The organism is Paenibacillus rhizosphaerae (genome assembly GCF_014192015.1).
GTDB classification, from domain to species: Bacteria; Bacillota; Bacilli; order Paenibacillales; family Paenibacillaceae; genus Paenibacillus_AQ; species Paenibacillus_AQ rhizosphaerae.
The window spans coordinates 71,475-90,051 of the sequence record NZ_JACHXJ010000004.1 but is presented as its reverse complement, the minus strand read 5'-3'; the positions used below and the strand labels follow the sequence as shown (position 1 = coordinate 90,051).

The window sequence follows — 18,577 nt, the reverse complement described above, 5'->3', positions numbered from 1 at the left end:
TAATTTATGCGTAAGTAATAAATCAGTCGTGCATCATGTTTGGAACCAGGGGCTTCTACTCTGCAGTTTTTCTATTGATGTTCAAGGCGTCTGTCGGTACACTTGAGGTACATTCAGCGATTAGCCCAAGTTGTTCAAGTCATAGATTACAGGTGAAAAATATGCTGCCATTAGAACGACAAAAGAAAATCATTGATCTTCTGAAAATCCGCAAGGTTTTGAAAATCAACGAGTTGACCGAAGAACTGGGCATCTCTATAGACACACTTCGCAGGGATATCAATGTGCTGACCAATCAGGGGAAAATCGTCAAAATCTATGGCGGGATCAAGCTGGCCGAACCCAAGTATGGTGAGCCTTCCATGGATGAGCGCATGATCGACCGGCTGGAGGAGAAGGAGCGAATCGCCCGGAAATGCTGCGAATTCATACAGGACGGGGACTGCGTTTATATCGACAGCGGCTCGACGACGTATCATATAGCCAAATACATCAAGGACAAGAAGAAGCTGACGGTGATTACCAACTCCATCCCGGTCATTACCGAGCTGATGAACACCGACATTGAGCTGATGATCATCGGGGGAAAAATCCGCAAGGATGAGCAGTCGGTCGTGACGTTTGAGTATATTTTCAACTTTCATGAGCTGAACGTCCGGAAGGCGTTTATTTGCTGCAGCGGCATTACGACCGAGCGAGGAATTTCCGATTATAACCTGGAGGAAGCGACCACGCGCAAAAAAATGATCGAACTGTCCAGGGAAGTGTTCGTCGCCGCCGACAGCAGCAAATTCGGCCGGGACGTCACCATTGCGATCGCGCCGCTGGACAAAATCGATGCGATCGTGACAGACAACCTGGTGGACCGCAGCTATGCCGCCAAATTTAAAAAGACGCAAACGAAGCTTATTATTGCGGATGAATAGCGGAGCAACGATAACGCAAAAGGACTTTCCCTGATCGGCTGACAAGCCGGGGAAAGTCCTTTTTAAAATTCAATCGATCAAGCGGTGCTGATACCACTTCTTGCCCAGAAAACGCAGCAGGAAGACGGTGCCGCGCACGCCCCACTCGCAGTTCATCGCCAGCCAGACGCCGACGATTCCCCAATGCAGCACAATGCCGAGCACATAGCCCAGGATGACCCGGAACAGCCACATCGACAGCATGGAGACCATCGAGGTGAACTTGGAGTCCCCGGCAGCCCGCAGCGCCGACGGCATAATGAAGCTGATGGCCCACAGCGGCACTTGCGCGATCAGGTTGATGAGCAGGACCGTGAAGATGTCCCCGACGATCTCCTTCGGCGGATGGAACAGGCTGACCAGCGGATGGAACAACGCCATCATGATCACACCCGTCAGCACGAAGGAGAAGGACGCCAGCCACAGGAACGTCTTGGTGAACTTGCGCGCGTCCTCCACATTTCGCCGTCCAATACACTGTCCTACCACTGTCACCAGCGTGAGCGAGAGAGCGTTCGCCGGAATTTGGGAGACGCCTGCCAGCGACCCGCTGATCGCATTGGTAGCGATGGCATAGGTGCCGAGACCGACGATGAAGATCTGGGTCAGCATTTTACCGCCGTTAAAGAACATCTGCTCCGCTGCAAACGGTATGCCGATGGAAAAGATTTTGCGGAGCATCTTCAGGTTCACCTGAATGATCGACCGGAGCTGGAAATGCAGATCCGTGTCCCTTTTGACCAGGAAGTACAGCGCGCAGGCGGCCGCCAGGTACCGGGCGATGTTGATCGCGATCGTCATGCCGAGCACGCCCATGTGCAGCAGGTTGATAAATACCAAATTCAGCACGACGTAGGTCAGGTTCATGAACAAGGACAGCATGAGCGATGCCCTTGATTTGCCAATCCCCCGCAGCGCGCCGCACACCGCTTCAGTAATGGCGATCCCTACAAAAGACACGCCGCCTCCGAGCAGATATACTTTGGCATTGTCCATGACTTCCGGCGAGGCCGCCCCAAATAGCACGCTTAGCAGTGGTTGGTGGAACAAGACCAGGATTAAGCTGAGGGCAAGCGCCAGGATCGCGCAGGCAGAGATGGTGCTTGACGCTGCTTTGGAAACCATCAGGTCGTTGCCGCTGCCCTTATACTGCGCGACGACGACCGTTCCGCCCGTCGACATGGCTATAAAGACGCTGACCAGAAAAATATTGAGCGAGTCGACCATATTGACGGCACTGATGGCAGCGACCCCGGCCGAACTGATCATGGCGGCGTTGACCATGTTCAGCGAAATAATAAACGCCTGGTCGATCAGAATCGGAATGAACAGGGAAATAATCTGCCGGTAATCGATCGATTCACCGGTAAGATGTTTGTCTAGCAGGCGCTCGGTGTTCGCCTTAAACTTTAGCTGATACAAGGGATCACTTTCTTTTTGTCGGATTAGGCATCTGGCAGCATGCCCACGTTTTTATAAAATGAAAAAACCCTTCGGATAGAAGAGTCGGCTTGCCAGGTATGCGGATCTATGGGTCCACAAAGGACTAACGTCATATGCAAAACGTCTATCGACGTAATCTTGAAAAAACAGCTCCTCAAAGGTCTGCCGTGTGAATCAATCATACATATCGTATAGCAGGTTGGCTTTTTTCCTCTGGTTGAGGTTATCACCGGGGGTGGTCCCTGTCAACGGTTAATTTCTGTGTTTTTTTCAAGGCATGAAAATATAGCTTATTCCGGGCCGATTAAGAGGGATTTACGAATCAGCAGCGAATACAATGGAGTTCTGAAATGAATGGTCCGCTGGGCGCACCTCGTTTAACGACGACGCCCTGATCCCCGCTTGGGCGAAGCCCGTAGCGGCCGCACTAGAGGAGGGCAGCCTGACCGTGGGCCGTAACGGCCGGATTTTTGCGGCCGCAGCCCGGACATCCCGTGCCGAGGCCATCGTCCTGCTGGTTCGCCTGATGGACGATCAGCAATCCTAGACCGGGTACAACAACGCTTTAAAACGGCCTCACAAGTAAAGAACCACCGCTTGCATTGAACTGTCCCCTCGTTGTTAGGCATCCGCTAACCGTTGGAGGTTCGTTCACAAGGCGGTGGTTTTTTGTATATATCACACAGGAAAGGAAGGGAAGCCCAATGAAACGAAGGCGACCTAAAGCCAGCCAAATCGTTCTTACACTGATCTATCCCATGGCCTTCTTCTGCTTTTTGAGTCTGGATCAGCCGCTGGATTCGTGGACGATCCCTATTGCTGTTTTGATTCTATTTAGCTTACTGTGGGAAAATCTGACCTATCTGCTGATTTCCAACCTATTAACCTGGGTTGTTGCTATTCCCCTGTGGTTGGTCATCATGGAGCCGAAGGAAGAACAAACCTTCGCTATTTTCACAGCTTCTCTTCCGTTCATTATGCTGCTATTTGTGGGTTTCGTCCTCATCCCGGAAACGCTGATCGTCTCCGTAAAAAACTACATCATAAAAGAGTTCAAGCGCCGTAATACAGCGAAGTAACGGGGTAACCCCAACCATAGCCATAAGCGCAAAAAAAGCCGCTGTACCCAGCGGCTACTCAACATATATGCGCTGTACCCGGCTGCCAATCCGGCTGACGATTTCGTTGGTAACCGTTCCGCAGCACGCGGCGATCTCGCCGGCGGTGATCCGCTCATCGCCATCCTGGCCGATCAGCGTCACGGTGTCACCCTGCCGTACGCCGTCGATGCCGGTAACGTCGACGGTTAGCTGATCCATGCAGATGCTGCCGATGATGCGGGCCCGCTGCCCGCGGATCAGGACTTGTCCGCCCACGTCCGACAGCATCCTCGGAACACCGTCGGCATAGCCGATGGATACCGTGGCGATCCGAATATCGCGTTCAGGTACGAAGCGGCGTCCGTAGCCGACCGGCTGGCCGGCCTGCACCTCCTTCACCTGCGTCACGGTCGCCTTGAGCGCCAACACAGGCCGCAATTCGGCCTGGCACCGCACAGCGTCGCCCTCCTGGCTGAGCAGGCCGTACAGCGCGATCCCCGGACGGGCCCTGTCATAGCGCAGCTCCGGGTAATTCAGCATGCCGTAGCTGCTCTGCAGATGCACAAGGCCTGGATCGATGCCCGCTTCCTTGATTTGCGCGATCACACCATCAAAGTGGGCGATCTGCCGGCGCGTAAATTCGGTCTCCTCCGGCCCAAGTCCGTCTGACATGGACAAATGACTGAATATGCCCGTCACCCGAAGATTAACAAAGTCAAAGCACCGCAGAATCGACTCCGTATCTTGGTGGGGTACCCCGAGCCGGTTCATGCCGGTATCGATTTTGACATGAACCTCCAGGTCGATACCGCGCGCTTCCAAGGCCTGCCCGTATTCCAAACTTACCATCGTCTGCGTCAGATGGTACCTGGCCAAATCAGCGGCCCTCTCTGGATCGGTGTAGCCAAGGATTAGAATTTCTCCCTGGATGCCCTGTTCCCGCAAAAGGATCCCTTCCCCGATTTCCGCCACGGCGAAGCAGTGAATCCCCGAACGGTTCAGATACCGCGCGATTCCTACAATGCCGTGTCCGTACGCATTGGCTTTGACCACCGCCATCAGGCGGCACCCGGACGGGAGAATCCGCTGAAGTTCCACGGCGTTATGCCGCAAGTGCTCCAGTTGGATTTCCGCCCACGCCCGGTGGGATAAGGTAGGCCGGGCCTCTCTCTTTTCGCTTGGAGAAGTAAGCGAGTATTCCCATCTCACAGGGAACGTCTCTGCCCGAAGACGATGCGCCCTCAACCCACCAGCCCCTTCCGCAAATCATGGAAGATGGTGATGATGCAGCCGTCCACATTGTTCCCCGAGCACTCCACCCTCGTCTCAGGGCGGACCTTAATCGTCAGCACCTGCTCATCTTCATGCACAGGGACAAAGTATATTTCCACGAGATGTTCCTTTACCTTCTTGAACAGATGAGGACCCTTCAAGGTAAACTGCTTCAAGTAGTCTGTGTATTCCTCCAGGCACATCCCATACTGCTCCATAAGGATGGCATGCGGCACGCCCACATAGCGAAAATGCCAAGGCTCGCAGGCAATGTGCGTGAGATGCTCTTTGCCCTGCTTGTAACGCTGGATGAAGCCATGCTCCGCTGCAAGCTCTCGGAAGGAGGCATAAACGCCGCCCTGCGGAAACGACGGGCATAAATAGTCGACCCCCGTATGCTTATCGCCTACATCGGCCGCCAGCCCGGTCTGGTGTTCGCTTTCTCCGGGACGAGCCACGTAGCTCGCTGTAAAAATCTCTCCGTTCTCCACCAGCGATCGGTCATAGATGCGCTGCTGCTCCATAGCGGTTCGGTAGCCGCTGACTACTCCGATGCTGCTTCGGCCCCCGCAGGCATCCAGCAGCGCCTCAAGCTGCTCCAGGCACTTGCGCTCCAGACGCATCACCCGTTCATGAGTGCTGGCATGAGCGAGTGATTCCACAGGCGCGAGGCTCTTGGAATAAGGCGCCTGGCGAAGCGGGTGCTCGCTGTTAATGAGGGTCAGGTGTCCCCGGTACACCATGCCCGGCTGGATATGAATCACGCGGCCTTCTGTGCCTACAACCCCGATCATCGGACCACCTCCATCGCTTCGGCCAGCTGGATCAGCCGGTCCATCAGGTCCGGATACGGCAGGTGGCTGGCCCGCATCATGTTCGGATAACGGCTCGCCGCCGTGAAGCCCGGCATCGTGTTCACTTCATTGAATACGATCCGGTCCCCTTCGGTTATAAACATGTCCACCCGGGCCAAGCCGCGGCAGCCGAGCGTCCGGTAGATGCGGCGCGCAGTTTCTTTGACCCGTTTCGCCGTTTCCTCCGAAACCCGTGCAGGCAGGTGGATCGTCGAAGAAATCAGCTGATATTTTTCCGTATAGTCAAAAAACTCGCCCTGCAGCTCGATCTCATCGATTTCCCCAATAAACGGTTCCCGATGACCCAGGACCGCGCAGCCCACCTCAAAACCGGCAATGTTCTGCTCGACCACCACCTTGTCGTCATGCTGCAGCGCCTCACGGATGCCGTCCATCAGCGCCAGTCTGTCGTACGCCTTCGTGATACCGAAGGAGGAACCGGACTTGGCCGGTTTAACGTAGACGGGATAGCCGAGCGTCTCAGCCGATTTAGCCGCCGCATACAAGTCGTCTCCTGCGTGGACCGTCACCGAATCCGCCACATTCACACCGGCCGCCTTGACCAGCTTGCCGGCGACCTCCTTGTCCATACAAAGGGCAGAGGACAGCGTGCCGCAGCCGACAAAAGGAATACCCGACAGCTCCAGCAGCCCTTGCAGCGTGCCGTCTTCCCCATTTTTGCCGTGAAGAACCGGGAAGACGACGTCCACTTGCGTCATCCGGTATTCCGTCCCAACCAACTCCACGATTCCGCCTATTTCCCTGCTTGGCGGCAGAAATGCCGGGATGCACCCGGGATGCTGATGCCAGCGGTCCCCGCGGATTCCCTCCGGATCTCCATGATACCTCAGCCAGGCTCCCTCCCGGGTAATGCCGATGAGCACCAGCTCATATTTGGCCTTGTCCAAAGAATCTATGACGGAAGCCGCCGATTGCAGCGATACTTCGTATTCTGTTGAGCAGCCGCCGAACAGCACGGCGATCGTTTTTTTCTGCATCTCTTTCTCCCCATTTCCGGTCCGGTGCCCGCTCCGCGTGAGCGCCTGAGCGTGAACCTAAGATGCTTTTGATTATAGGGAGAGGATGTTAAGCAAACAGAAATTAATATTAAAGGAAACCTAAAGAAAGATTAAAGAGGCCCTGGCACTCCGCCAAGCCGTAAACCGATGTTGCCAACCTGGCTGCCATTCACTAAAAAAAGGGACGACGGCTGCAAGCGCAGCATCCCCCTATTGGCTCCCAATCGACATGATTACTGCCGCTGGGATTTGTCGTATTCCTTTTTGGCTTTGTAGGCGAAAACCGAGTAGACGATGATCATGACCGGGATGACCGCCCAGATCATCCCGCGGAACAGCGCGAACGGCGTCTCGAACAAGAATGCCTGCCAAAATTTTGGACCGTTCATCTCCCACAATCCCGGCGTGTAATACAGCGATTGGGGCTTCAGAATGACGGACGCGTCAATGGCATCGGTCGAAATCAGCGCCGCGAAAATCGGGATAAAGCAGCAGCAAAGCGTCATCCACATGTCGGAAATCCGCTTATACCGGGCCGCCTTGGAGTCGGTATCGGAGAAAATATCTTCATTCCCCTGGTTACCGTTCTGCTTAAAATACTGCGCCCCCGACCCCTTCGTACCGGCGACATGCGTCCAACCGCTGTCCTCGAACAGGGCGACATAATCCTCGAAGTCCCGCTGATTCTTAAACGTGCGGAAATCGATCCGGTAATTGGCTTCTTCCGGTGCGCTTCGCTCGAATTGATAGCCGAAGGATTTCCGGACGAGCGTATAGCCTTGCCGGGCCATGTCGTTCAGCCACTGTTCTTCCTGGTCCAAATTCGTAAAAATTTTATATTTTTTCATGCTGCAACTCCTCCTTGCCCCACTGCAAATCGGTCACTTCGATCATGTGCCGCATCCGCTCGTAATCCTGCCTCAATATTTCCCGTCCCAGATCCGTGATGACATACACCTTTCGGCGGCTGTCCTCGCTCGCGGTTGGCTGAATAAATCTCTGCTTCAGCAGATTGTCCACCGCCCCGTACAGCGTGCCGGCCGCCATCCGGACCTGCCCCGCGCTGAGCACCTCCACCTTCTGCATAATCAAATAGCCATGCGCCGGTTCCAGCAGCGCCAACAAAATATAATATACCGTTTCGGTCAGCGGTAAATGTTTATCTCTGCTCAATGAAGTGCCTCCCTTTTGCTCAGTCACACTTTATATCGTTCAACTGTATACTTACACTATATACAGTGTCACTGTATATTGCAATAGCAAAAAGACCAAAACCCGCATGTAGCGGGCTTGGCCTTGTTTTTCAAAATAATCCTATTTTACTTCCGCACCATTCAGCCTTACCTTATCATCCACCGCACCACTCTAAAAATCACAAACAAGACCGCGCTGATGCACACTAAAAGCAGCCCCTCCACCACGATGGAGTCAAACAGCCCGGCGGGCGCATTTCCAATAAGCGTGGCGATGCCTGCACCCGCGAACTGCGCTGCAATCACCAATACCGAATCCAGCAGCGCGCGGTACCACCGGACGCGTTGGCACCCGTATGCACCGGTCAGCACCAACAGCACCACATTCATCAGCGTTACGGCCATCGACGCGGAATTGTCCGCGAATGCGCCTTCCGAAATGGGCCAGGAAGGCATCCACGCTGCGGCCAAAATCACTGCCGTGAGCAAAAAAGCCCGGCCAGGCAGCCAACGCTGCCCGACCAGGCTCTCATCCAATTCAAACCGCTGTGATCACCGGTAACGGTTCATCACGTACTCAGCTCACATACGCTATGGCTTGCTTACAGCACCTTCTCCAGGAAGCTGATCATACGCTCGTTTTTCGGCCGGCCGAACACTTCCTCCGGCGGCCCCTCCTCAACGATGTAGCCGCCGTCCATGAAGACGACCCGGTCCGCCACTTCGCGGGCGAAGCCCATCTCGTGCGTGACGATTATCATCGTCATGCCTTCGCGGGCCAGATCCTTCATGACGCCGAGCACCTCGCCGACCATCTCGGGGTCGAGCGCGGACGTCGGCTCGTCGAACAGCATGACGTCGGGATTCATCGCGAGTGCGCGGGCGATCGCCACCCGCTGCTTCTGCCCGCCCGACAGCTGGCTCGGGAACGCGTCCGCCTTGTCGGCGAGTCCGACCCGCTCCAGCAGACGCATCGCCGTTTCGCGCGCCTGCTTCGCGTTCATCTTGCCCAGCTCCATCGGAGCGAACATGATGTTCTTCAGCACGTTGAAATGCGGAAACAGGTTAAAATGCTGGAACACCATGCCGATGTTTTCACGCGCCTTGTTGATGTCCGTCTTTGAATCGTTCAGATCCTGGTCATCCACGATGACCCGGCCTGCAGTGATGTCCTCAAGCCGATTGATGCAGCGGAGAAACGTACTTTTGCCGGAACCGGAAGGGCCGATCACGCACACGACCTCGCCTTCCTTCACCTGCATATCGATCCCCTTCAGCACCTGGTTAGCGCCGAAGCTCTTCTTTAATCCTTCAACCCTGATTTTACCCACGACGCAACCTCCCTTCCAAGAAGCCCGAAAGTTTCGTTAAGATCGTAATGACGATCAAATACATGATGGCTACGACCAGCCAAATATCAAATGACGAGAACGTTCTGGCGATAATAATTTTACCGGATTGGGTCAGCTCGACCAGACCGATCGCCGACAGAATCGACGTATCCTTCAGCGTAATGACCAGCTGGTTGATAAACGCCGGAATCATGACGCGGATCGCCTGCGGGATGATGATCTTCATCATCGCCTTGCGGTACGGTAAACCGAGCGAACGGGCCGCTTCCATTTGGCCGCGGTCGATCGACTGTATGCCGCCCCGGATGATTTCCGTTACATACGCACCAGCATTCAGAGTGAGCGTCAGAATGGCCGCCAGGAACAGCGGCATCGTGAAGCCGAATGCCTGCGGAATACCGAAGTAAATAAAGAAGGCAAGGACGATCAGCGGAATGCCGCGGAAAACATCGACAAATACCGTCGCCAAGCCGCGGAGGAACTTATTGCGTCCCACCTTCATAAAGCCGAAGATCAACCCCAGGATAAAGGCGAAGAACAGCGATACGATCGTGTACAGCAGCGTCTTGCCCAGTCCCGTCAGCAGCGGTGGCAGCGAATCCTGAATCAGTCCCCAGCGGCTTTGGTTCGCGGGTCCGGATGCATTTTCACCGAGATACTTCTCGAGAATCTGGTCATACTCCCCGCTGGCTTTGAGATTGGTCAGACCGGTATTGAACTTTTGCATCAGCTCCTGATTTTTGCCTTTGCTGACCGCAAAGCCGTAGGAGCCGCCTGCTTCCTTCTCGGTTACGATCTTGAGTCCATTGTTCTGGTTCACGCCATAAGCCAGCACGGGGTAATCGTCAAAGCAGGCCACGGAGTTTCCAGTTTTGACATCGTCGTACATTTGCGAGGAATCGTCGAACGGGACGATGGTAAACCCGTATTTCGAGGCGATGGATTCGGCGAAGCTGTAGCCTTCTGTACCGGTCTTTACGGCTACTTTTTTCCCTTTTAAATCCTCGTAGGTCTTAACGTTGTTATTACTTTCACTGATGGCCATCACCACGCCGGATTCGAAATAGGACTCGGAAAAGTCGAATTTCTGCTTCCGTTCGTCGGTAATGCTCATCCCTGCGATGACACCGTCCACCTGGTTCGCCTCCAGCGCCTGGACGGCTGCGTTAAAGCCCAGCGGCTTGATCTCATATTTAAAATTCTGATCTTTGGCGATGGCCTCCATCAGATCCATGTCGATCCCGACAAACTTGCCGCTGACGTCCTGAAACTCAAACGGAGCAAACGTAATGTCGGTACCAATGACATAGGTTTTGCCGGAATCCGGCGCAGCTGCGGCGCTTCCCGTCCAACCGGACCATCCGGTCACTACGAGGAGCAGCAGCGCTAATGACAATAATGATACCTTTATGGATGATTTCATGTGTCCTCCCCTTCTCGGTCAATGCCGAATGTTGTCCCCTTCATACTTTCTCTTTCTGGCGGCAGGTATTTTCCCACCTGGTATCCTATTTTACCAAAAAACCAATCATTCCTAAAAATACATTTTCAACCAGGTAATTAGCAATTTATTACTAAGACTAACACAGTCCGCGGATAAAGGAAGCAAGTTAGCTATCATTCATTACCCATTCAAGACAGGTTTGCCTAACCTTCATGGGAACTTTCGTAAAAACTAGTCAAGCATTGAACTCATTATTACCTTGACGGTCAAAGATAACCGCGACTATAATTCAATCAATTAATTGAATATTATAGCAAGGCGGTGGATAGATATGGACCACGATCTTCCCGTTCGTGCTTTCAAAGACGACTTGTACCGGCAGTTTGCCCGAATCGGGAAATGCTTGTCCAGCGATAAACGGCTCGAACTCATGCATTTATTATCCCAAGGACCCAAGTCCGTTGAGAAGTTGGCCGAGGCCACAGAAATGAGCGTAGCTAACGTATCGCGGCATCTCCAAATTTTACTGGATGCCAGCCTGGTGAAGTTTAGCAAGCGGGGGACGTATGTCATCTACTCCTTGGCTGGTCCTCATATTGAGGGTTTTTTGAATGCTCTGTGGCGAATGAGCGATATGCAGCTGGCCGACATCACCCGAATGAAACACGACTTTCTGAGTCGGTGTGAGGATGTACAGACCCTGTCATTACATGAAGTACTGAGCAAAATGGACGAAGGCAGCATGATGTTGCTGGATGTACGCCCGGCCGATGAATTTGAGGCAGGACACATTCCAGGGGCGATATCCGTTCCCATGGAAGAGCTTCATCAATATCTGCAAAGTCTGCCCAAGGGAACCCAAATTGCCGCGTATTGCCGTGGACCTTACTGCGTTTCATCAGCCGAGGCGGTGGAGAAAATGCAGCGTGAGGGATTTACAGCATTCCGGTTGGAGGAAGGAGTTTACGAATGGCGGGAATATCAAACACAGAGGTAACGAAACGCATTTATCTGGACTATAACGCCAGCACCCCGTTAGATCCGGAAGTGCTCCAGGAAATGCTGCCGTTTTTCGAGCAGCATTATGGCAACCCTTCTTCGTCGCATTGGGCGTCAGCCTCACTCCAAGAGACGATCGAGCAAGCCAGACGCCGGATTGCCGAAGCGATAGGGGCGAACACCAATGAAGTGATTTTTACCAGCGGCGGAACCGAGGCCAACAATCACGCTTTAAAAGGGGTTTACTTTGCATCCACCCAGCCCAGACGCCACATCATCACGACAACCATCGAGCATCCGGCCATTCTCAATCCCTGTGCTTTCCTCGAAACACTCGGCGCTGAAGTGACCTACGTTCCCGTCGATCACTGGGGCAGAGTGTCACCGGCGGATATTGAGCGTGCCATCCGTGAGGATACTATCCTCATTTCGGTCATGCACGCCAACAGCGAGGTCGGAACGATTCAGCCTATTGAAGAGGCGACCAGCATCGCCAAACGCTACGGTATCCTGATGCATACGGATGCTGCACAGTCTCTTGGCAAAATCCCAGTGAACGTCGATGTCTTAGGCGTTGATTTGTTATCCATCGCCGGCCATAAGCTGTACGCGCCCAAGGGCATCGGCGCACTTTACGTGCGTGAAGGCACGGCTATTGCCCCTTTTGTACATGGAGCCGACCATGAATCCGGACGGAGGGCAGGAACGGAAAATGTGCCTTATATCGTCGGATTAGGCAAAGCCGCAGCACTGGCAGCGCAGAAGACCGATTCCCGGGAAATCCGAAACCTCCGCAAGGCATTAAAAGAGGGGCTCAAGGCTGCCTTTGGAAACCGGGTCCGCTTTAATGGTGATCCCGACAACCATCTGCCCAACACGCTAAACGTAAGCTTCCTCGGGCTGAGCGGGCAGGAGATTTTGAGCCGTTGTCCCGAGATCGCCGCTTCCACCGGGTCCGCCTGCCACTCCGGAAGCACAACCCTTTCTCCGGTGCTGCGGGCTATGGGCCTTAGCGATTACGAAGGACTGGGAGCGATCCGGTTCAGCCTGGGCCGTTACACCACCGCAGAAGAAGTGGAGACCGTCATTGCTTTATTCCAGGACCGTCTGCAGTGAGGGAGCTGTCAATCATATTTCAATCGGTTCGTTTAATATAGGGAGGAAAAATAAATGTCAGAGACCACGGTTGTAGAAAGAGTGAATCCCCTCCCTGCACCTCTAAGGCAGTACGTTGATTCGCCTGAGAGGCAGCGGCAGCTGTATAAAAGGACGATGTTGATCGTCATCATTTCGCAAATTTTTGGCGGGGCGGGCCTGGCTGCGGGGGTTACAGTGGGAGCGCTGCTTGCCCAAGACATGCTTGGATCCGACAGCTATGCCGGGATTCCTTCCGCATTAATTACGTTAGGGTCAGCGGCGGCAGCTCTTATCGTCGGCCGTCTGTCCCAACGGTTAGGCCGCCGGACGGGGCTGGCTGCGGGCTTCCTTACGGGCGGTCTTGGTGCGATAGGCGTCGTTGTGGCAGCTCTTATAAGCAATCTCGCACTTCTCTTTATTTCGTTGTTGTTGTACGGGGCCGGTACGGCCACAAACTTGCAGGCTCGTTACGCCGGGACAGATTTGGCCTTGCCAACGCAGCGGGCCAAAGCGATTAGCGCCGCTATGGTCTTTACGACATTCGGCGCGGTGGCCGGACCAAATCTGGTCAATATGACGGGGCGCTTTGCCACTTCCATAGGGTTCCCGGCGCTTTCCGGTCCATTCATGCTCGCTGCTGCGGCATTTATTGTAGCCGGCGTTGTCCTCCTCATCTTCCTTCGGCCGGACCCGCTGGTCGTGGCCAAGGCTATGGCGGAGGCACAGCAGGCAGATGAAAGCCTGAATGGCGCGCAGAACGCTCGCGTAAAGGAAGCGGGCGTTCATAAACCGGGCATCATTGTCGGTACGACGGTAATGGTGCTGACCCAAATCGTGATGGTGGCCATCATGACCATGACACCGGTCCACATGAAGCATCACGGACATGGACTGGGCCAGGTCGGCATCGTGATCGGCATCCATGTGGCCGCAATGTATCTGCCTTCCCTGATTACCGGCATTCTTGTCGATAAGTACGGGCGGACCCTGATGTCCTATGCCTCCGGTGTGACTTTGCTGTTGGCAGGCTTACTGGCTGCGCTTGCGCCTGGGGACTCGATGATCCTTCTCGTTCTTGCCCTCGCGCTTCTGGGTCTGGGCTGGAACTTCGGCCTGATCAGCGGAACGGCTGCTATTGTCGATGCAACGACACCTCTTACTCGCGCGAAAACCCAAGGCGCGGTGGATGTCCTCATCGCCTTAGCCGGGGCATCGGGAGGAGCGTTATCCGGCATGGTTGTGGCCCAATCCAGCTACTCTACACTTTCTTTGGCCGGAGGATTCCTGTCCCTGCTTCTGATTCCGGTTGTCGTCTGGTCGCGGAAAAAGAAGGCTTGATACAAACTTTCAACCGGTATTCCATATGACCTTAGGAACCGCAGGATTTGGGTAATGAGGTGATGATCACGATAGCTCCCCCCTTTCGTTTTTTCAGGTTAGCAGCAGCGATTGCCGGCAGAACGAAAGGGGGTTCTTTTCTATGATTCAATCGCTCCCAAGCTGATGCCGATCAGACTGTCCCCTGTACCCGTCTCAACGAAGCTGCTGCTGCTGAACAGCTCAGCGGGAGCTCATCTTCGTGAATATTTTTTGCATCAGACCGGGTCCTGAAATCCGGCTGTTCTGAAATGCGGCGATGCGCCATTCGCCGTTTTGCTTTACAACCACATTGGTGTTGATGGAGTCGCGTTTCTTTGGCGCCTGCTTCTGCCATCTCATTTTGACGGCGCCCCATCCGTGAAAGATTGCCAGCTCCGGCGTAATAAAATCGATTTTCACAATCTCCCCGTTCAGCGTCGACCCTCTCAGTACTCCATTCCACAGCTCCTGATGCACATCGGCGATCGCCTTTCTTCCCTGCAGATGCTCGCCTTGAAAAGTAACATAGTCCGCGTGCTCGGTAAAGCATGCCCGTAAGCCTTGCCATCCCCTTTTCCCCAAGCCCATTTCAGCTTTTCAAACAGCTGCTCAATTTCTTTCCGGTCCTGTGCCTGATTGGTATTCATGTTCAATTCCTTCCTCTCCTTTGAATTCATTACCGCCTGTTATGCGGATTTCTTTGTCATTCTTGAAACGGTTCACGACAAGTAACTAGACCCATTAATTATCTTGATTTATACAATATCTTGATTTATTAAGATATTATGCAGCTGGCGGCGATTTGTCAATAGATCCCACTACGTTTTTTTATAAAATGAAGTACATTCCGCTCCAGCCTAACGGAAAAAGCAAAAAAAATCCGGCCCCTTCAGGCCGGAATCAAGCATGGTTATGGTGTTGGCAAGAAGCAGGCTGGCAATCCCGCTTCCCGCCGGAATGGAATTCCTCGTGGTTGGAATTAATCAGGAAATGATTCGTTATAACATTATACGGCTAATTTCGTTTGGACCGCGGCTTCCGGAGCAGTGTGCTCCTTCTTCATTTCCTCCATGGCGGCCAGTCCGGCCGTATTCAGCACGTTCCACGGCTTGTTGTAATGCGGCTGGAAGAAGAAGTCCACAAACGCCAGCTCCTGCACCGTCATCCGGTTCTGGATGCATATCGACAGCGTATTAGCTGCTTGGGTCATTTCCGCCCTCGACATCACCTGGGCTCCGACGATCCGGCCGCCGGCCGCTTCAAAGACCAGCTTCAGCATGACGTCATCGTAGGTCGGCATGAACTCTGGACGGTTGTTCTCATGAATTGTTACAGTTTTCACATTCAAGCCTGCAGCAAGCGCAGCGGCCTCGGTCATGCCCGTCGAAGCGATGTTCCAGTCAAACAGCCGGATGGCCGACGTTCCCTGGGTACCCTGGTAGCGCACAGTTGGCTGCACCAGGTTCATGCCGGCCAGCGTACCCATCCGCACCGCATTGGTGGCCAGCGGAATGTACATCGCCGTTCCCGTCGGATTGTAGCGTACGGCGCAGCTGTCTCCAGCGGCCAGCACATCGGGGTTGCTGGTGCGCATATAGTCGTCGACGATGATCGCGCCGTTCGGCAGCATGTCGACCTGGCCCTTCAGCAGATCCGTGCCGGGACGGAAGCCAATGCAGAGCACAACCATATCGGCTTCAAACGTGCCGTCCGTGGTGACGACCTCGCGCACTTTGCCTTCACTGCCGCGGAAGCCTTCCACCGTCCGGCCCAGGGCGAGCTGCACGCCGCGGTCCTTCAGCGTCTGCTCGGCCAGGTCTGTCAGATCGCGGTCAAGGTACTTGGCCATGACGCGGTCCATGTTATCGATCAGGGTGACCTGCTTGCCCAGCTCCCGGAACGCTTCGACCAGCTCGATGCCGATATAACCGGCGCCAATGACGGTGATGCGCTCTGCATCCGCGGCACGGGCAATGATTTCCTGCGCGTGGGCGTAGTTTTTGCACAGCTGGACATTGTCCAGATCGATGCCTTCCATCTTCGGAATAACCGGCCACGAGCCTGTGGTGACCACCAGCTTATCATAGCTGTCGGTAAATTCTTCGCCGGTCAACAGGTTGCGGACATTCATCGTCTTGGCGTTGGTGTCGACGGCCAGCACTTCATGCCGCATCCGAGTCACAGCGCCGAGTCCGGCCAGCTCTTCCGGATTGCTGTAGAACAATCCGCCTGCGTCCTTGACGACACCTCCGACGTGAAGGGCGATGCCGCACGACAGGAACGAAATGTTATCGTTGCGTTCGTACACCGTAATTTGGGCTTCCGGGTGCTGAACGGCCATGCTTTTCACAGCGGCGGTTCCGGCATGGGTACATCCAATGACTGCGACTTTCATGGTAATTCCTCCTTCAAGGGAATGAAATGGATGATTGTTAAACGGTACGGATAACTTAAATGGAAAAGCAGCGGAATGGAGGATGCTGCCTAGTTGTGAAATAATGCACAATATACTTCAAAAAAAATTTCCGTTGATTTAGCTGTCTTGATCTATTTGTGATTTATATCACAACCTCTTTATGGCTTAATCATACACTTTCCCTTTCACCATTGCAAGGGGTTTGTGAAAAAAATCTCAAAATTAATTTTTGGCTGCCTGAAATACCTTGTACAGCTTCTGCAGCGGTCATGCCGCGGGCATTATAAAAACAAAAAGCACCCCGTCCGGGATGCTTATATCTTTTTACATATGATTAGATGTCTTCGCGAATTTGAATGCGTTTGGTGCGTTGGTTAGGTTGTTTTGGAATTTCCATGTTCAGTACGCCGTCTTTCAGGGACGCGTTAATTCCGTCTGCATCAATATCGGGAACGTAGAAGCTGCGTGTATATTCGCCATAGCGGCGTTCTCTTCGGACGACTTGTTCGTCTCTGTTGTCCACGTTGTTGTCTTCCTTGCGAACGGCTTTGATCGTCAGGTAAGGCTCAGCGTAGCTGATCTCGATATCTTCTTTTTGAAAACCGGGCAGCTCCGCCTCCACCAAGTACGATTGTCCCGTTTCCCGGATATCGGTTTTGAAGGAAGTCAACGATCCTTTGAAGGATGTAAACCAGTCATCGCTGAACACGTCGTTAAAGGATTTCACCAATTGACCAAAGGCATCTTCTCTGCGTTTTCCAAAAGGAATCAAGTCAAACATGCTTCATTTCCCCTTTCGATTTGACCTTGTTTGACCTTACGACTATATTATATGCCTATGGATGTAAAATGACAAAAACGATGACAGCTGATTACACGCGATTATAGCCTGCTTTGACTCGTTTTATGGTGAATTTATCGTAAAAATTATTATTTTGACCTTTTCTGACCTTTATACAATCGTATGTAAATTTCTGCATTAATCCTTGTAATTTCCCGCCGTTTGCTCCGCCATATGCCGGATCCTCTCAGCTATATACTCCGGTTCAAGCACCCGCAAATCCGGACCGTAGCCGAGCAGCATGCCGTACATCCAATGGTTATCCGGGTAACTGGCACGGACCAGCAGTGATCCGTCCGCATCCGTCTCGACGTTCTCTACGCCAAAAGCCTCTTCCACCCGCACTCTCAGCCGCGGCTTAAAACGCAGAAGGAGAGAAATCGCCGGGCCGGTCTCCTGGTTCCCCCACCTTGCATCCAGCTCTTCCATGAGCACGCCGCGATGCGGGAATTGCTCCAAGTGCACCTTCAAGGCGCTCAGTCGGGAAATCCGGAACGTCCGGTAATCCTGACGGGTACGGCAGTAGGCATATAAATACCAGGCATACCCTTTCCAAGCCAGACCGATAGGCTCGACTTCACGCTGCTCGGCTGTGCCTTCCGTATTGGTGTAGAGGAAGGATACCACCGACCGGTGCCTGGATGCCTGCCGCAGCGAAACGAGGACGGATTTATCCTTGATTCCCCCTCCGTGCCACAGATTGGTATCAAACATGAGCGTTTCGCCCTCTTCCTCCATCTGCTCCTGCTCGGATTTGGCCACGAGCGCCTTGATCTTGGTCAGCAGATCGTCCATTTCCCGGTCATCCAGCGAAGCTTGTACGCCTTTTAAAGCGACGAGGATCGATTTCAGATCTTCCAAGGTGACGATCTGCCGCTCGATCCGGTACTTTTCCATAATTTCATATCCGCCATCCGTTCCCGCGTAGGACACGATCGGAATGCCCGCGGCGTTAATCGTCTCGAGATCGCGGTAGATCGTGCGCAGCGACACCTCATACTTATCGGCCAGGGTTTGGGCGTTCACCCTGCGCCGGCTCAGCAGAATCATGGTAATGCCAAGCAGCCGTTCTACTTTCAAGCTACCCCTCTCCTTTATCAAAGAAATGGAAGATTCACAAAAACGGAACTTTTTACATCCACTGCATTTCTCGCTGACATACTGTTGTCAAGGTGGGGCGCCT

18 protein-coding genes and 1 pseudogene are annotated in these 18,577 nt (G+C 53.6%); 7 read left to right on the top strand and 12 right to left on the bottom strand.

The window, feature by feature from the left end:
* Nucleotides 1–161 precede the first annotated feature (161 nt).
* Nucleotides 162–926, top strand: coding sequence for a DeoR/GlpR family DNA-binding transcription regulator (locus FHS19_RS22600; protein WP_183584084.1), 765 nt, complete (start codon nt 162–164; stop codon nt 924–926).
* 69 nt (nt 927–995) lie between these two features.
* On the opposite strand, the gene FHS19_RS22595 is transcribed toward FHS19_RS22600, so the two are convergent.
* The gene (locus FHS19_RS22595) at nt 996–2,387 is read right to left on the bottom strand and encodes an MATE family efflux transporter (protein WP_183584083.1); all 1,392 of its coding nucleotides are present in this window, start codon (nt 2,385–2,387) and stop codon (nt 996–998) included.
* A 406-nt stretch (nt 2,388–2,793) separates the two neighbouring features.
* On the opposite strand from FHS19_RS22595, the pseudogene FHS19_RS35365 reads away from it, so the two are divergent.
* A pseudogene (locus FHS19_RS35365) lies at nt 2,794–2,955 on the top strand (S-layer homology domain-containing protein); the annotation flags it as partial.
* A 157-nt stretch (nt 2,956–3,112) separates the two neighbouring features.
* Entirely contained in the window at nt 3,113–3,487 is a 375-nt protein-coding gene (locus FHS19_RS22585) for a hypothetical protein (RefSeq protein WP_183584082.1), read from the top strand.
* 54 nt (nt 3,488–3,541) lie between these two features.
* Here the strand turns inward: FHS19_RS22585 and vanT are convergent, their stop codons facing one another.
* From vanT to FHS19_RS22560, 5 genes are all read right to left on the bottom strand, one after another.
* The gene (gene vanT / locus FHS19_RS22580; RefSeq protein WP_221224072.1) at nt 3,542–4,753 is read right to left on the bottom strand and encodes a serine racemase VanT catalytic subunit; all 1,212 of its coding nucleotides are present in this window, start codon (nt 4,751–4,753) and stop codon (nt 3,542–3,544) included.
* A complete protein-coding gene (locus FHS19_RS22575; protein ID WP_246426771.1) occupies nt 4,750–5,574 on the bottom strand; it encodes a D-alanyl-D-alanine carboxypeptidase family protein in 825 nt (274 codons plus the stop codon). Before FHS19_RS22575 ends, vanT begins: the two co-directional genes overlap by 4 nt.
* Nucleotides 5,571–6,632, bottom strand: a complete 1,062-nt coding sequence (vanG, locus tag FHS19_RS22570) for a D-alanine--D-serine ligase VanG (protein ID WP_183584081.1) — start codon at nt 6,630–6,632, stop codon at nt 5,571–5,573. Before vanG ends, FHS19_RS22575 begins: the two co-directional genes overlap by 4 nt.
* Nucleotides 6,633–6,886: 254 nt before the next feature.
* Nucleotides 6,887–7,501, bottom strand: a complete 615-nt coding sequence (locus FHS19_RS22565) for a DUF2812 domain-containing protein (RefSeq protein WP_183584080.1) — start codon at nt 7,499–7,501, stop codon at nt 6,887–6,889.
* Nucleotides 7,488–7,826 (bottom strand): PadR family transcriptional regulator, encoded by a 339-nt coding sequence (locus tag FHS19_RS22560; protein ID WP_183584079.1) that lies wholly within the window; start codon nt 7,824–7,826, stop codon nt 7,488–7,490. The genes FHS19_RS22565 and FHS19_RS22560 overlap by 14 nt, the downstream gene beginning before the upstream one ends.
* A 249-nt stretch (nt 7,827–8,075) precedes the next feature.
* Here FHS19_RS22560 and FHS19_RS22555 point away from each other — a divergent pair, with 249 nt between their 5' ends.
* The gene (locus FHS19_RS22555) at nt 8,076–8,408 is read left to right on the top strand and encodes a hypothetical protein (protein WP_183584078.1); all 333 of its coding nucleotides are present in this window, start codon (nt 8,076–8,078) and stop codon (nt 8,406–8,408) included.
* Between the two features lie 40 nt (nt 8,409–8,448).
* Here the strand turns inward: FHS19_RS22555 and FHS19_RS22550 are convergent, their stop codons facing one another.
* Entirely contained in the window at nt 8,449–9,177 is a 729-nt protein-coding gene (locus tag FHS19_RS22550) for an amino acid ABC transporter ATP-binding protein (RefSeq protein WP_183584077.1), read from the bottom strand.
* Nucleotides 9,170–10,621, bottom strand: coding sequence for an amino acid ABC transporter substrate-binding protein/permease (locus tag FHS19_RS22545; RefSeq protein ID WP_183584076.1), 1,452 nt, complete (start codon nt 10,619–10,621; stop codon nt 9,170–9,172). The genes FHS19_RS22550 and FHS19_RS22545 overlap by 8 nt, the downstream gene beginning before the upstream one ends.
* Nucleotides 10,622–10,973: 352 nt before the next feature.
* Here FHS19_RS22545 and FHS19_RS22540 point away from each other — a divergent pair, with 352 nt between their 5' ends.
* The 3 genes from FHS19_RS22540 to FHS19_RS22530 are packed head-to-tail and all read left to right on the top strand — an operon-like array spanning nt 10,974 to nt 14,116.
* Entirely contained in the window at nt 10,974–11,639 is a 666-nt protein-coding gene (locus FHS19_RS22540) for an ArsR/SmtB family transcription factor (RefSeq protein ID WP_183584075.1), read from the top strand.
* The gene (locus FHS19_RS22535; RefSeq protein ID WP_183584074.1) at nt 11,612–12,757 is read left to right on the top strand and encodes a cysteine desulfurase family protein; all 1,146 of its coding nucleotides are present in this window, start codon (nt 11,612–11,614) and stop codon (nt 12,755–12,757) included. The genes FHS19_RS22540 and FHS19_RS22535 overlap by 28 nt, the downstream gene beginning before the upstream one ends.
* A gap of 54 nt (nt 12,758–12,811) precedes the next feature.
* Nucleotides 12,812–14,116, top strand: coding sequence for an MFS transporter (locus FHS19_RS22530; RefSeq protein WP_183584073.1), 1,305 nt, complete (start codon nt 12,812–12,814; stop codon nt 14,114–14,116).
* Between the two features lie 222 nt (nt 14,117–14,338).
* On the opposite strand, the gene FHS19_RS22525 is transcribed toward FHS19_RS22530, so the two are convergent.
* The 4 genes from FHS19_RS22525 to FHS19_RS22510 form a co-directional block, all read right to left on the bottom strand.
* Nucleotides 14,339–14,719, bottom strand: a complete 381-nt coding sequence (locus FHS19_RS22525) for an SgcJ/EcaC family oxidoreductase (RefSeq protein ID WP_246426770.1) — start codon at nt 14,717–14,719, stop codon at nt 14,339–14,341.
* A gap of 424 nt (nt 14,720–15,143) precedes the next feature.
* Entirely contained in the window at nt 15,144–16,532 is a 1,389-nt protein-coding gene (locus tag FHS19_RS22520; RefSeq protein WP_183584072.1) for an FAD-dependent oxidoreductase, read from the bottom strand.
* Nucleotides 16,533–16,887: 355 nt separating this feature from the next.
* Nucleotides 16,888–17,334 (bottom strand): Hsp20/alpha crystallin family protein, encoded by a 447-nt coding sequence (locus FHS19_RS22515; RefSeq protein WP_183584071.1) that lies wholly within the window; start codon nt 17,332–17,334, stop codon nt 16,888–16,890.
* Between the two features lie 198 nt (nt 17,335–17,532).
* Entirely contained in the window at nt 17,533–18,474 is a 942-nt protein-coding gene (locus FHS19_RS22510; protein ID WP_183584070.1) for a helix-turn-helix transcriptional regulator, read from the bottom strand.
* Between the last annotated feature and the right edge of the window lie 103 nt (nt 18,475–18,577).

Coding starts and splice junctions, on each gene's coding strand:
- FHS19_RS22575 (WP_246426771.1), bottom strand. CDS start 5,574: ATGATCGGGGTTGTAGGCACAGAAGGCCGCGTGATTCATATCCAGCCG.
- vanG (WP_183584081.1), bottom strand. CDS start 6,632: ATGCAGAAAAAAACGATCGCCGTGCTGTTCGGCGGCTGCTCAACAGAA.
- FHS19_RS22545 (WP_183584076.1), bottom strand. CDS start 10,621: ATGAAATCATCCATAAAGGTATCATTATTGTCATTAGCGCTGCTGCTC.
- FHS19_RS22520 (WP_183584072.1), bottom strand. CDS start 16,532: ATGAAAGTCGCAGTCATTGGATGTACCCATGCCGGAACCGCCGCTGTG.
- FHS19_RS22600 (WP_183584084.1), top strand. CDS start 162: ATGCTGCCATTAGAACGACAAAAGAAAATCATTGATCTTCTGAAAATC.
- FHS19_RS22515 (WP_183584071.1), bottom strand. CDS start 17,334: ATGTTTGACTTGATTCCTTTTGGAAAACGCAGAGAAGATGCCTTTGGT.
- FHS19_RS22530 (WP_183584073.1), top strand. CDS start 12,812: ATGTCAGAGACCACGGTTGTAGAAAGAGTGAATCCCCTCCCTGCACCT.
- FHS19_RS22585 (WP_183584082.1), top strand. CDS start 3,113: ATGAAACGAAGGCGACCTAAAGCCAGCCAAATCGTTCTTACACTGATC.
- FHS19_RS22565 (WP_183584080.1), bottom strand. CDS start 7,501: ATGAAAAAATATAAAATTTTTACGAATTTGGACCAGGAAGAACAGTGG.
- FHS19_RS22535 (WP_183584074.1), top strand. CDS start 11,612: ATGGCGGGAATATCAAACACAGAGGTAACGAAACGCATTTATCTGGAC.
- FHS19_RS22540 (WP_183584075.1), top strand. CDS start 10,974: ATGGACCACGATCTTCCCGTTCGTGCTTTCAAAGACGACTTGTACCGG.
- FHS19_RS22555 (WP_183584078.1), top strand. CDS start 8,076: ATGGAGTCAAACAGCCCGGCGGGCGCATTTCCAATAAGCGTGGCGATG.